Annotated in this window: 22 protein-coding genes and 1 rRNA gene; 22 read left to right on the top strand and 1 reads right to left on the bottom strand. The window is 36.1% G+C overall.

Going from position 1 to position 12,484, the window contains the following annotated elements; all coding sequences use genetic code 11:
• Positions 1-25: 25 nt before the first annotated feature.
• Positions 26-142, top strand: a 5S ribosomal RNA gene (rrf, locus tag Bccel_RS12185).
• A 195-nt stretch (positions 143-337) separates the two neighbouring features.
• On the opposite strand, the gene Bccel_RS12180 is transcribed toward rrf, so the two are convergent.
• Complete coding sequence (locus Bccel_RS12180; RefSeq protein WP_036945078.1) at positions 338-2,023, bottom strand: GGDEF domain-containing protein; 1,686 nt, start codon at positions 2,021-2,023, stop codon at positions 338-340.
• 804 nt (positions 2,024-2,827) lie between these two features.
• Here Bccel_RS12180 and rpsJ point away from each other — a divergent pair.
• The 21 genes from rpsJ to rplO all read left to right on the top strand — a co-directional run bounded on the left by rpsJ (position 2,828) and on the right by rplO (position 12,484).
• A complete protein-coding gene (rpsJ, locus tag Bccel_RS12175; RefSeq protein ID WP_036945077.1) occupies positions 2,828-3,139 on the top strand; it encodes a 30S ribosomal protein S10 in 312 nt (103 codons plus the stop codon).
• 72 nt (positions 3,140-3,211) lie between these two features.
• On the top strand, positions 3,212-3,844 hold the full coding sequence (gene rplC, locus Bccel_RS12170; RefSeq protein ID WP_036945076.1) for a 50S ribosomal protein L3: 633 nt from the start codon (positions 3,212-3,214) through the stop codon (positions 3,842-3,844).
• A 29-nt stretch (positions 3,845-3,873) separates the two neighbouring features.
• Positions 3,874-4,497: a 50S ribosomal protein L4 gene (gene rplD, locus Bccel_RS12165; RefSeq protein WP_036945075.1), complete on the top strand. Its 624-nt coding sequence runs from the start codon at positions 3,874-3,876 to the stop codon at positions 4,495-4,497.
• Positions 4,497-5,027: a 50S ribosomal protein L23 gene (rplW, locus tag Bccel_RS32815; RefSeq protein ID WP_036945074.1), complete on the top strand. Its 531-nt coding sequence runs from the start codon at positions 4,497-4,499 to the stop codon at positions 5,025-5,027. The genes rplD and rplW overlap by 1 nt, the downstream gene beginning before the upstream one ends.
• Before the next feature lie 27 nt (positions 5,028-5,054).
• Entirely contained in the window at positions 5,055-5,888 is an 834-nt protein-coding gene (gene rplB, locus Bccel_RS12155) for a 50S ribosomal protein L2 (RefSeq protein ID WP_036945073.1), read from the top strand.
• Between the two features lie 61 nt (positions 5,889-5,949).
• Positions 5,950-6,234: a 30S ribosomal protein S19 gene (gene rpsS / locus Bccel_RS12150; protein WP_036945072.1), complete on the top strand. Its 285-nt coding sequence runs from the start codon at positions 5,950-5,952 to the stop codon at positions 6,232-6,234.
• Between the two features lie 177 nt (positions 6,235-6,411).
• On the top strand, positions 6,412-6,756 hold the full coding sequence (rplV, locus tag Bccel_RS12145; protein ID WP_457920572.1) for a 50S ribosomal protein L22: 345 nt from the start codon (positions 6,412-6,414) through the stop codon (positions 6,754-6,756).
• 19 nt (positions 6,757-6,775) lie between these two features.
• Positions 6,776-7,438, top strand: a complete 663-nt coding sequence (gene rpsC, locus Bccel_RS12140; RefSeq protein ID WP_036945071.1) for a 30S ribosomal protein S3 — start codon at positions 6,776-6,778, stop codon at positions 7,436-7,438.
• Positions 7,438-7,875: a 50S ribosomal protein L16 gene (gene rplP / locus Bccel_RS12135; RefSeq protein ID WP_036945070.1), complete on the top strand. Its 438-nt coding sequence runs from the start codon at positions 7,438-7,440 to the stop codon at positions 7,873-7,875. Before rpsC ends, rplP begins: the two co-directional genes overlap by 1 nt.
• On the top strand, positions 7,865-8,068 hold the full coding sequence (rpmC, locus tag Bccel_RS12130; RefSeq protein WP_036945069.1) for a 50S ribosomal protein L29: 204 nt from the start codon (positions 7,865-7,867) through the stop codon (positions 8,066-8,068). Before rplP ends, rpmC begins: the two co-directional genes overlap by 11 nt.
• Positions 8,069-8,093: 25 nt before the next feature.
• On the top strand, positions 8,094-8,351 hold the full coding sequence (rpsQ, locus tag Bccel_RS12125; protein ID WP_036945068.1) for a 30S ribosomal protein S17: 258 nt from the start codon (positions 8,094-8,096) through the stop codon (positions 8,349-8,351).
• A 24-nt stretch (positions 8,352-8,375) separates the two neighbouring features.
• A complete protein-coding gene (gene rplN / locus Bccel_RS12120) occupies positions 8,376-8,744 on the top strand; it encodes a 50S ribosomal protein L14 (RefSeq protein ID WP_036945067.1) in 369 nt (122 codons plus the stop codon).
• An 18-nt stretch (positions 8,745-8,762) separates the two neighbouring features.
• Positions 8,763-9,113, top strand: a complete 351-nt coding sequence (gene rplX, locus Bccel_RS12115) for a 50S ribosomal protein L24 (protein ID WP_036945066.1) — start codon at positions 8,763-8,765, stop codon at positions 9,111-9,113.
• Positions 9,114-9,141: 28 nt separating this feature from the next.
• The gene (rplE, locus tag Bccel_RS12110) at positions 9,142-9,684 is read left to right on the top strand and encodes a 50S ribosomal protein L5 (protein WP_036945065.1); all 543 of its coding nucleotides are present in this window, start codon (positions 9,142-9,144) and stop codon (positions 9,682-9,684) included.
• 18 nt (positions 9,685-9,702) lie between these two features.
• A complete protein-coding gene (locus Bccel_RS12105) occupies positions 9,703-9,888 on the top strand; it encodes a type Z 30S ribosomal protein S14 (RefSeq protein WP_036945064.1) in 186 nt (61 codons plus the stop codon).
• 28 nt (positions 9,889-9,916) lie between these two features.
• Positions 9,917-10,315 carry a 30S ribosomal protein S8 gene (rpsH, locus tag Bccel_RS12100; RefSeq protein ID WP_036945063.1) on the top strand — a complete coding sequence of 133 codons (399 nt, stop codon included), beginning with the start codon at positions 9,917-9,919 and terminating at the stop codon, positions 10,313-10,315.
• Positions 10,316-10,372: 57 nt separating this feature from the next.
• Positions 10,373-10,924 carry a 50S ribosomal protein L6 gene (gene rplF / locus Bccel_RS12095; RefSeq protein WP_036945062.1) on the top strand — a complete coding sequence of 184 codons (552 nt, stop codon included), beginning with the start codon at positions 10,373-10,375 and terminating at the stop codon, positions 10,922-10,924.
• Between the two features lie 17 nt (positions 10,925-10,941).
• Complete coding sequence (rplR, locus tag Bccel_RS12090; protein WP_036945061.1) at positions 10,942-11,310, top strand: 50S ribosomal protein L18; 369 nt, start codon at positions 10,942-10,944, stop codon at positions 11,308-11,310.
• 18 nt (positions 11,311-11,328) lie between these two features.
• On the top strand, positions 11,329-11,829 hold the full coding sequence (gene rpsE, locus Bccel_RS12085; RefSeq protein WP_036945060.1) for a 30S ribosomal protein S5: 501 nt from the start codon (positions 11,329-11,331) through the stop codon (positions 11,827-11,829).
• Positions 11,830-11,842: 13 nt separating this feature from the next.
• Complete coding sequence (gene rpmD, locus Bccel_RS12080) at positions 11,843-12,025, top strand: 50S ribosomal protein L30 (RefSeq protein WP_036945059.1); 183 nt, start codon at positions 11,843-11,845, stop codon at positions 12,023-12,025.
• Between the two features lie 15 nt (positions 12,026-12,040).
• A complete protein-coding gene (gene rplO, locus Bccel_RS12075; RefSeq protein WP_036945058.1) occupies positions 12,041-12,484 on the top strand; it encodes a 50S ribosomal protein L15 in 444 nt (147 codons plus the stop codon).

The raw sequence follows: 12,484 nt of genomic DNA, 5'->3' as shown, positions 1-12,484 counted from the left end.
GGCAAAAGCCTTATCAATTAAATTTTCTGGTGATGATTACGAGAAGGTCACACCCGTTCCCATCCCGAACACGGCAGTTAAGCTTCTTAGTGCCGACGATACTTAGACGGTTGCGTCTTGGTAAAATAGGTAGTCGCCAGATTTATATCAGAGCCTTATGCGAATAGCATAAGGCTCTGTTTTATGTATTTTTGGGGTTTGGCATTTTTAAAATGAATGGTTTTTAATATAAGTTTAATTTAACAAATGAATCTCTACAGGATATAGTTAAAATACTTGTTAACAGTAGATTGTGTAAGCTTATAATAATATAAATCATCAGAGCTTTATGGTCATATCACTTATTCAGTACATAGCGTTTTTTACGTTTATACTCAGCCATGTGAACTTTTGTCATTTCCTTCATTTTATACATCAATACATCACTTCTTCTAATAACATCCTGTATATCTTCGTCCAACTCGGGATTAAAAGATGCAGTTCCATAAGAAAGTTTCAATGGATAAGTAAGATTCAGTTCGCTTATCATCCTTTTCAGATCCGATTGTAAATTTTCTATCGGTTCATAAGTTATGCAGATAAACTCGTCCCCTCCTGTACGAAATACCTCTCCTTTGGTACCCACTATCTTATTTATAAGCCTATAGCAGTTACGTATAGCGTCATCTCCAGTATCATGTCCATAATTATCATTTATATATTTCAAAAAATTCAAGTCAAATTCCGTTATATAAATATTTTTTAAACGCTCAGGATTCTTAGAAATTTCAACGATTTCCTTTTCAAACGCATTACGATTTTTAGCCTGAGTCATAAGATCCAAATCTGCCATTTTTATAATAAGATCATTTTTTTCCTGATCCGCAATAATCTTTAAATAACGTTTCCAAGAAAAAACCATCAGGGTAGTTATGGAAATTAGGATGCTTATTGGGAAAACAACAAAACGTTCACTATAGATTCCTAAATAATACATAGTAATATCGCATAATGCACCAGTTAAAACAATCATTAATGGTATCATGAACAATTTAAATTTTGTATTTTTTTCTACCACAATCTCATATATGATTGTTCCTGTAACCAAGATTATTTCAAGTACAAGGATAGCAAGATAGAAGATTAATAAATTGAAAAATTCTTTAACCCTTGTAATTTGTAAAATGAATGCTACTAAAACAAATAAGGTATGCATGGCACATATGGTACCTATTATTTTTTTACATCTTTCCTTACACAGCTTGTAAATATAAAGGCAGAATGAAACAGGCATCAGAAAAAGGCCCAAATAATCTACAAAATATGAAATTTGTGCATTACCAATAATTAAGCTGAAGAAATCATACTGGTTTATGCCCCACAAACCACTGCAAAGTGCAAAAATACCAATTACTTTAAAATTCTCATCCAAATGTTCAGTTTTAATACGTAATGAGAAATAAATAATAAACGATAAAATTCCTGTCATAATAATAAATGTACATACTATGATGCCAGGAAGCTTTTTTAGAATTAATGTGGCATATACGGCATTATGATTGGCATAAGATATCTTCTTTACAATTCCGGAATATTTACTATTAACTGAAACCATTTCTATAGTAATTTTTTTTCCATTACTCCCTGCTGGAATAGGTATGATGTTATTTAAAAAGCCTTTATTGTTTGTAAGTAAATAATCAGAATAACTATAACCATAAGAATAAATCTCTTTGCCATCTAATGTAGCTCGCACTGAATCATATGCTGTAAAAATACACACTGCCTGTGAGTCTTTAAATGCATCAGGTAGAATTCGGGAAATAGAAAAAGTATCCCCAACCTTAGTTTCATAATTTTTATATGGTAATTTAACATCTTTAAACAGCTTAGCATTAACACTATAATTCCAGCCTTCATCCATAGTAACCAGACCATCAAAACAAAACCTAGTACTCTGATAAGGAAAAATAAAGACAATACATAAAAGCATAAGCAATGAAAACAAACACAGTCCATCAAAAATATGACCAATAATTTTCACGTTCTAATACCCTCCAGCATGTACAATTTGCTTTATCTTATCTATGCCAAATGTACTATTTTTGCACTGCTCATTAAGGAGTTACCAAAAGTATATTTATAATTTACTGGATAAACAAACGATGTGTCTAAATCATCAAGCATTTTTTATAAGAAAACTAATGACTTTATAACTTAATTTTACTTTTGGCTTTAATATAAAAAGGTAGAAATAATTATTATAATTGTTTCATATTTTATATTTATGATATAGGGGTTTGGGCGGCTTTTTGCTACTATATTTAATGCTTTAAATTATCAATCTTTTAAGGTAATAATGAACATGACCTCATTAAATAGATAGATGGAGAATGATTAGCTATATAAACAAAAAAAGTAAAATATGTTAAGTAATAATTATACTAAGTATATCCTTATTCAAACAATTATTCAATATATTATATAAAGTTTAACCATATTAAAATTAGATTGAAAATTATAAAAAAAGCCTTGCATATTTACAAATATTATAGTAAAATATTAAACGTTGTGACATGACATACGATGAAACTGGAGATTGCTGCTCAAATGAAGCAGGTAACTTCAGCGGAGAATGTCCGATTCATGAAACCGGGCGACAAGTCACTGTACATTTTGCAAATAGCAGTTTTGTGTTTGTGTATTGGAGTACAGCCCAGGTTATATTGCCTTTTAGGCCTTATAATTTCTGGGTTTTTATATGTTAAGGTATGAAACACCCGGCATAGTGTACAGATTAATGCTTGTTGTAAGTAACAAATTGAGTAATTAAAAGGAGGCTTTTGTAATGGCAAACAAGCAAAAAATAAGAATTCGTCTAAAAGCGTTCGACTATCAGGTTCTTGATCAATCAGCTGAAAAAATAGTTGATACTGCTAAAAGAACTGGTGCGAAAGTATCTGGACCGGTGCCACTACCGACAGAAAAAGAAATAATCACTATATTGAGGGCTCCGCATAAGTATAAGGATTCCCGCGAGCAGTTCGAAATGAGAACTCATAAAAGATTGATTGACATATTACTGCCAACTCCAAAAACAGTAGATGCACTTATGAGATTGGACTTACCGGCAGGAGTTGATATAGAAATAAAGCTGTAATAACGGCTTCTAGTCAATAAGGTCAAGTTCGTACGGTTTAAGTATGAACCAATAACCACAGGAGGGAAGAAAATGAAAAAAGCAATTCTGGGAATTAAATTAGGAATGACACAGATCTTTAATGAAGATGGCTTGCTTATTCCGGTAACAGTTATTCAAGCTGGACCATGTGCTGTTGTTCAAAAGAAAACAGTAGATAACGATGGATATGACGCCTTGAAAATAGGATTTGTTGATGTCAGCGAAAAGAGATTGAACAAACCTGAAAAAGGTCAGTTCAGCAAAGTAAAGGTAGCAACTAAAAAATATCTTAGGGAAATAAAAGTACCTGATATGCAGACCTACGAAATCGGTCAGGAAATAAAAGTAGGCGATATGTTCGAAAATGGAGTTCGTGTTGATATATCCGGTATATCAAAGGGTAAAGGTTTCCAGGGAACAATTAAAAGATACGGACAAAAGGGTGGTAAAGAAACCCACGGTTCCATGTATCACAGAAGAGTTGGTTCCATGAGTGCCAACACCAACCCGGCACGTGTTTTCAAAGGTAAAAAGTTGCCAGGTCACATGGGTGTAGATAAGGTTACTGTTCAGAACCTTGATGTTGTAAGAGTGGATAGTGAAAAGGACCTCCTTCTTGTTAAGGGAGCTGTTCCAGGGCCAAAAGGCGGATTACTCTACATTAAGGAAACTGTTAAGGTTTGATAAAACGAACTAGGAAGGGAGGAAATGAAATGCCTAAGGTTGATTTATATAATATGAGTGGTGAAGTTGTAGGAAATATAGAATTACAGGATTCTATATTTGGAATTGACCCAAATGTTCAGGTTATGCATATTGCGGTATTGAACCAATTAGCTAACAGAAGACAAGGGACTCAATCTACAAAGACAAAGAGTGAAGTTCGTGGCGGTGGTAAGAAGCCATGGAGACAAAAAGGAACTGGTAGAGCAAGACAGGGAAGTATCCGTTCGGCTCAGTGGATAAAGGGTGGTATCGTTCTTGGACCTAAACCAAGAAGCTATAGTTATACATTACCTAAGAAGGTTAAGAGACTTGCATTAAAGTCGGCTCTATCTTCAAAGGTTGTTGATAATGATATATTGGTACTGGATAATCTTGCTGTAGAAGACGGTAAAACTAAGAAAATGGCTTCAATTTTGGATAACCTCAAGGTTGATAAAAGTGCTCTTATAGTTTTATCCGATGACAGTGATTTGGCTGCGAGAGCTGCTAGAAACATTCCAGGTGTTAAAACAGCTTATGTAAATACAATTAATGTATTTGATCTCTTGAAGTATGAAAAATGTATAATTACTAAGGATGCAGTAGCAAAAGTAGAGGAGGTGTACGCATAATGAGAAGTGCTGAAGATATTATTTTGAGACCATATATCACAGAGAAATCCAATGATGGATTGAGTGATGGAAAGTACACCTTTATAGTAGCTCCGGATGCAACAAAAACTGAAGTTAAATACGCAGTAGAAAAGTTATTCCAGGTTAAAGTACTTAAAGTTAATACAGCAAGTTACGAAGGAAAAGTTAAGAGAATGGGTGTGCACCAGGGCCCAAGACCAGATTGGAAAAAGGCTATAGTCAAAATTGACGTAGAGCCTGCAGGACCTAAGGAAAAGTATGTAAGGGTTCCTGAGAAGATACAGAAGGTTGATAAAGAAGGAAAGCCTGTAGTTGACAAAAAAGGCCAGCCAGTTATGGTTATCAAGAAGGTAAATGGCAAAGTTAAGTACAAGGTTGATGAAAAGGGTAGAGTTATAAGAGAAAAGAAGACATATACACCAGGTGCATACCTTGATAAAGGCGGCGTCCTGAAGAATCCAGGTAAAAAATACAAAACTAGTATTGAAGAGTTTGGTGTAGGTCAATAACTAATGTTTAGTAAGGAGTGAGAAGAGATGGCAGTTAAAAAGTTTAGTCCTACTACTCCGGCAAGAAGGTTCATGACTGTTTCAGCTTTTGATGAAATAACAAAAACAGAACCTGAAAAATCATTGCTAGCTCCATTGCAGAAGAGGGGCGGAAGAAACGCATACGGTAGGATAACAGTTCGTCATATAGGTGGCGGTGCAAAACAAAAGTACAGAATCATAGATTTTAAAAGAGATAAAGACGGGATAAAGGCAAAGGTTGCAGGAATTGAGTACGATCCAAACAGAACAGCAAATATAGCACTTCTTCACTATGCAGATGGTGAAAAGAGATATATAATTGCACCTGTTGGATTAAAAGTAGGAGATACTGTTGAATCAGGCGAAAATGCTGATATCAAACCAGGTAACTCACTTAAGCTCATTAATATGCCGGTTGGTACTTTAATTCACAATATAGAATTAAAGCCTGGTAAAGGCGGACAGCTGGTTAGAGCAGCAGGAAATGTGGCACAGCTTATGGCTAAAGAAGGAGATTATGCACAGGTAAGACTTCCTTCAGGCGAAGTAAGAATGATAAGAATGAATTGTAAAGCAACTATCGGTCAGGTAAGCAACATTGAACATGAAAACATATCCATTGGTAAGGCAGGAAGAAAAAGATGGATGGGTGTTAGACCAACAGTTCGCGGTGTTGTTATGAATCCTGTAGATCACCCTCACGGTGGTGGAGAAGGTAAATCTCCGATAGGTAGACCTAGTCCGGTAACTCCTTGGGGTAAACCAACTCTCGGTCTTAAAACAAGAAAGAAGAAAAACAAGAGCGATAAGTTCATAGTTAAGAGAAGAAACCAGAAGTAATTGTTTTATAGGTCATTAGGCATAAGTAAATAGTTTACTTATGAAGGGAGGATTATAATAAATGAGCAGATCTTTGAAAAAGGGACCATATGTTGATGCCAAGCTTCTTAAAAGAATAGAAGATATGAATGATAAGAATGAAAAGAAGGTACTCAAATCATGGTCAAGAGCTTCAACTATATTTCCACAGATGGTTGGTCATACAATTGCTGTTCATGATGGTAAAAAGCACGTTCCAGTGTTTGTATCAGAAGATATGGTTGGTCACAAATTAGGTGAATTTGCTCCAACTAGAACATATAAAGGACATGCAGGAAAAAGTGAAAAATCCAGCGGTGGAAGATAAGAGTGCTGTATAAATGCAAGATAGCTTTGAAAGGAGGAATTCCGGTTGGAAAGACAGATAAGATCAAAAGATGAACTTCTTAAGGATAAAGAACAACTTCTTGAAACTTACAGTTCTGTTCATAGAAAAAATAAAAAGCCTGTAATCTTGTCAAAGAGAGAAAGAAAGGCTTTGGGAATAGGAAAAGATGAGGGTAGAGCAGTGCTTAAATATGCTCGCATATCATCAAGAAAAGTTAAGATTGTTATTGATTTGATAAAAAATAAGAATCTTGAAGAGGCATACGGTATATTGAGATTTACACCAAAAGCTGCTTCCAGTATATTATTAAAGCTTATGAAGTCTGCTGAAGCAAATGCTGTAACAAATAACGGACTTGATAAGGAAGACTTATATGTAGCTGAAGCATATGCAACTCAAGGACCTACTTTAAAGAGAATTATGCCAAGAGCTCAGGGAAGAGCAAACAGAATCAATAAAAGAACAAGTCATATAACTGTAGTATTAAAGGAAAAAGAATAAGGGAAAAGGAGGTTGAAGAATGGGCCAGAAAGTTAATCCACACGGTTTAAGAATCGGAATAATTAAAGATTGGGATACCAAATGGTATGCAAGTGATAAGGATTTCAGCGATCTTTTAGTGGAAGACGTTAAAATCAGAAAATTCATAAAAGGCAAATTGTACTCTTCCGGTGTATCAAGAATAGAAATCGAAAGAGCTGCAAGCAAGGTTAAGATAAATGTAAATACTGCTAAACCAGGTCTTGTAATCGGTAAAGGCGGTACAGGTATTGAGGAACTCAGAAAAGAAGTTGAAAAAATGACCGGAAAAAGTGTTTTAATCAACATCACAGAAATTAAAACACCTGACATGGATGCTCAGTTAGTAGCTGAAAATATAGCTACACAGCTAGAAAAGAGAATTTCTTTCAGAAGAGCGATGAAGCAGGCAATGTCAAGAACAATGAAGCTTGGTGCAAAAGGAATAAAAACTTCTGTAGCAGGTCGTTTGGGCGGTGCTGAAATTGCAAGAACTGAACATTATCACGAGGGAACAATTCCACTCCAGACTTTAAGAGCAGACATCGATTATGGATTTGCAGAAGCAAATACAACATATGGTAAAATTGGTGTTAAGGTTTGGATATATAAGGGTGAAGTTCTTCCTGCTGTTAAGAAGAAAGCGGAAGGAGGAGAACGCTAATGTTAATGCCAAAAAGAGTTAAACGTAGAAGAGTTCATAGAGGCAGAATGACTGGTGTAGCAACCAGAGGTATAAAGGTTTCAAACGGTGAATACGGTTTGCAGGCTCTTGAGCCAGCTTGGATAACAAGCAATCAGATAGAAGCAGCCAGAATAGCTATGACTAGGTATATAAAAAGAGGTGGTCAGGTTTGGATTAAGATATTTCCTGATAAACCTGTAACCAAAAAACCAGCAGAAACACGTATGGGTAGTGGTAAAGGTTCACCGGAATATTGGGTAGCAGTAGTTAAACCTGGCAGGATATTATTCGAAATCGCAGGCGTAGCGGAGGAAACTGCAAGAGAAGCGTTAAGACTTGCAATGCATAAGCTTCCGATTAAGTGTAAATTTGTGGCCCGCGGAGATGAAATGGACGGTGAAGCAAATGAAAGCTAGTGATTTGAGAGAAAGAACTCAGGCTGAATTAGAAAAAGAAGAAAAGGATTTAAAAGCAGAACTGTTTAAATTAAGGTTTCAGCTTGCAACTAACCAGCTTGAAAATCCAATGAAGTTAAGGGATGTTAAGAAGTCAATTGCTCGTGTGAAGACAATAATACGTGAAAGGCAATTGAAAGGGACTGATAAATAAAAGACCCTGAAGGGAGGTATATAAATTGGATCAAAGAGCACTTAGAAAAACAAGGATTGGCAAAGTAGTAAGTAACAAGATGGATAAAACCATCGTTGTAGCTATAGAAAACAGTGTTAAACATCCACTGTATGGAAAGATAGTTAAAAGAACATACAAATTAAAAGCACATGATGAAAATAACGAGTGCAATATAGGTGATAGAGTTAAGGTAATGGAAACCAGACCATTAAGCAGGGAAAAGAGATGGAGACTTGTTGAAGTTATCGAGAAAGCACAGTAAGTCCATGGGAAGGAGGTATTAGATATGATTCAAGTCCAATCAAGACTAAGAGTTGCTGATAACACCGGAGCAAAAGAACTTATGTGCATAAAGGTTCTCGGTGGTTCATGGAGAAAATATGCCAATATAGGTGATATCATTGTAGCTTCAGTTAAAAATGCAACACCCGGTGGTGTTGTGAAAAAAGGTGACGTTGTAAAATGCGTTATTGTTCGTTCAAGAAAAGGTGTAAGAAGAAATGACGGTTCATATATAAAATTTGATGAAAATGCAGCAGTTATAATCAAAGAAGACAAAAACCCAAGAGGAACACGTATATTTGGTCCAGTTGCTAGGGAATTAAGGGATAAGGATTTCATGAAAATATTGTCCCTCGCACCGGAAGTTCTATAAGGGAGGAGGCGGCTTAAATTGGAAAATAAGAAAGTTGCACATATAAAAACAGGAGATACTGTTTATATATTGTCAGGCGGTGAAGGAAAAACCGGCGATAAAGGCAAAAAAGGTAAAGTATTAAAGGTTCTTTCAGATAAAGGTATGGTTCTTGTTGAAGGCGTAAATATGAGTGTTAAGCATAAGAAGCCAAGAGGAAGATACCAGCAGGGCGGAATAATTCATCAGGAAAGCCCTATATATGCATCAAAGGCTATGGTTGTTTGTCCAAAGTGCGGAGAACGTACAAGAGTTGGAAAACAGAAGCTTGATGATGGACATAAGGTAAGGGTTTGCAAAAAATGTAATGAGTTTATAGATAACGTTTAAACTCTGTTCGAAAGGAGGTAATTGGTGAATGACTAGATTGCAAGAAAAATATGTTAAAGAAGTTGTTCCAGCATTACAGGACAAATTCAAGTTTAAAAGTGCAATGCAGATTCCTAAGATTGAAAAAGTTGTAATTAATATGGGCGTAGGAGACGTTAAGGAAAATCCTAAGGCTATAGATGCGGCTGTTAATGATTTAACTGCTATAACAGGACAAAAACCTTTTATAACTAAGGCTAAGAAGTCTGTAGCAGCTTTCAAATTAAGAGAAGGTATGAATATCGGATGTAAAGTAACACTTCGCGGACAAAGAATGTATGAGTTTGTAGATAAATTATTTAATGTTGCAATGCCAAGAGTAAGAGACTTCAGAGGAGTATCTAACAATGCTTTTGACGGAAGAGGTAACTACTCATTAGGTGTTACAGACCAGTTGATATTTCCTGAAATTGAGTATGATAAAATTGATAAGATGAGAGGCATGGATATAACATTTGTTACAACGGCAAAAAACGACGAAGAAGCGAAAGAGTTGTTAAAGCTGATGGGCATGCCATTCAGCCGTGCATGATAAGGAGGGGACCTAAGCGTGGCAAAAAAAGCGATGATTTTGAAGCAACAAAAAACTCCCAAGTTTAAAACAAGAGCTTACAATAGATGTAAATTGTGCGGAAGACCGCATGCGTATATAAGGAAATTCGGTATTTGTCGTCTATGCTTCAGAGTATTGGCATATAAGGGTCAAATACCTGGCGTAAAGAAAGCAAGTTGGTAACCAGAAAATTTGGAAGGAGGTTTAACATATGCAAATTACAGACGCAATAGCTGATATGTTAACCAGAATAAGAAATGCTAGTTCTGCAAAACATGAGTCTGTTGATATTCCAGCTTCAAATATAAAGAAAGCAATAGCAGGAATTTTATTGGAAGAAGGATTTGTGAGGAATATTGAAGAAATAGAAGACGGTAAGCAAGGCATAATCAGATTGGCTTTGAAGTATACACCAAGCAAAAGTGGTGTAATAACAGGAATTAAGAGAATAAGCAAACCAGGATTAAGGGTATATGCCGGTAAGGATGAACTTCCTAAAGTATTGGGTGGCTTAGGAATTGCAATAATCTCTACATCAAGAGGGATCATGTCTGACAAAAAAGCTAGATCTCAGGGAATAGGCGGAGAAGTACTGGCTTTTGTATGGTAATATAAAATATTTCTGAAAAGGGCCAAGGCTCATAATTTAAGAACAGGAGGAAGAAAAATGTCACGAATAGGCAGAATGCCGATAGCTATACCTAAAGGTGTAGACGTAAAAGTTGCTGAGAACAACGTAGTTACGGTTAAAGGCCAAAAAGGAACTTTGACAAAAGAGTTCCATAAGGATATGATTATTAAGATAGAAAATAATGAAATAAATGTATTAAGGCCTTCCGAGCAAAAAATGCACAAATCATTGCATGGTCTTACAAGAACCCTTATAAGCAATATGGTTGAAGGTGTAACCAATGGATATGAAAAAGGGCTTGAAATAAACGGGGTAGGTTACAGGGCCGCAAAGCAGGGCAAGAAATTAGTTCTTACCCTCGGCTACTCACATCCTGTTGAAATGGAAGAGCCTGCAGGCATAACAGTTGAAGTGCCTGCTCAAAATAAAATAATTGTTAAGGGTATTGATAAGCAGGCAGTTGGTGAGTTTGCTGCAAAGATAAGAGGAAAGAGAGAGCCTGAGCCATATAAGGGTAAGGGTATTAAGTATGAGACTGAAGTTATCAGACGTAAAGAAGGTAAGACTGGCGGAAAAGGTAAAAAATAAGAAAGGAGTGAACTTTAATGATAAATAAGCCTAACACTAATAAAATAAGATTAAGAAAGCATTTAAGGGTACGTAAAAAAATTAAAGGTACTCCTGAACGCCCAAGGTTGAATGTATTCAGAAGCCTAAATCATATATATGCTCAGATTATAGATGATGCAAACGGAAACACACTTGTTGCAGCATCAACCCTTGATGAGTCTTTAAAAGGAAAAGTAAAGTTTGGCGGAAATAAGGAAGCAGCTATTGAAGTTGGCAAGCTTATAGCGTCTAAAGCGAAAGCAAAAGGAATCGATAAGGTTGTTTTTGATAGAGGTGGCTACCTGTATCATGGTAGAGTTAAAGAGCTTGCGGAAGCAGCAAGAGAAGCAGGCTTGGAATTTTAATAGAAGGAGGGACAAAAATTGCAACGAATTGATGCGAATTCATTAGACCTTAAAGAAAAGGTAGTAAATATCGGTCGTGTTACTAAGGTTGTTAAAGGTGGTAGAAATTTTCGTTTCAGTGCACTTGTTGTTGTCGGAGATGAAAATGGACATATAGGAAGTGGAATAGGAAAAGCAGCAGAAATTCCTGATGCAATAAGAAAAGGAATTGAAGATGCAAAGAAGAACCTTATAAAGGTTCCTCTAGTTGAAACAACTATACCACATGAATCAACAGGTGAGTATGGTGCAGGAAGAGTTCTTCTAATGCCTGCCAGCGAAGGTACAGGAGTTATAGCTGGTGGTCCTGTAAGAGCGGTTCTTGAATTAGCTGGTATTCATGATATCAGAACTAAATCATTAGGATCAAATAACCCAATAAACATGGTTAATGCGACTATAAATGGTTTGTCACAGCTAAGAACAGCAGAAGAAGTAGCTAAGCTTAGAGGTAAAACTGTTGAAGAAATACTGGGCTAGGAGGGTAGCTAACATGGCTGGTAAATTAAAAATTACTTTAATAAGAAGCATAAATAAGGCTAAAGAAGACCAAGTTGCTACAGTAAAAGCTCTTGGTTTAAAGAAAATAAGAAGTGTAGTTGAACAAAAAGATAATCCTCAGATAAGAGGAATGGTTAATAAGGTTTCTCATCTTGTGGCAGTTGAAGAAATATAAGAGGAGGTGTAAGATATGAAACTTTTCGAATTAGTACCTTCACCAGGCTCAAGGAAAGTAGCAATGAGAAAAGGTAGAGGTCCAGGTAGTGGAAACGGTAAAACAGCCGGAAAGGGTCATAAGGGTCAGAATGCACGTGCTGGCGGCGGAGTTAGACCTGGTTTCGAAGGCGGTCAGATGCCGTTATACAGAAGGTTACCTAAGAGAGGCTTCAATAATAAGAACTTTGCTAAAGTTTATGCTGAAGTAAATGTTTCTGATTTGAATACATTTGAAAATGGATCAACAGTTACATTGGAGCTTTTACAGGAAAACGGTTTGGTTAAAAAAGTAAATGACGGTGTAGCTATATTGGGTAACGGTGAGTTGACCAAGAAGCTTACTGTTAAGGCTGCTAAGTTTACAAAGAGTGCTTCTGAAAAGATAGAAGCTGCAGGGGGAAAGGTCGAGGTGGTATAA

This window comes from Pseudobacteroides cellulosolvens ATCC 35603 = DSM 2933 (assembly GCF_001262605.1).
Taxonomy (GTDB): Bacteria; Bacillota; Clostridia; order Acetivibrionales; family DSM-2933; genus Pseudobacteroides; species Pseudobacteroides cellulosolvens.
The sequence above is the reverse complement of the archived record's forward strand: the minus strand, read 5'-3'. Positions and strand labels throughout refer to the sequence as shown.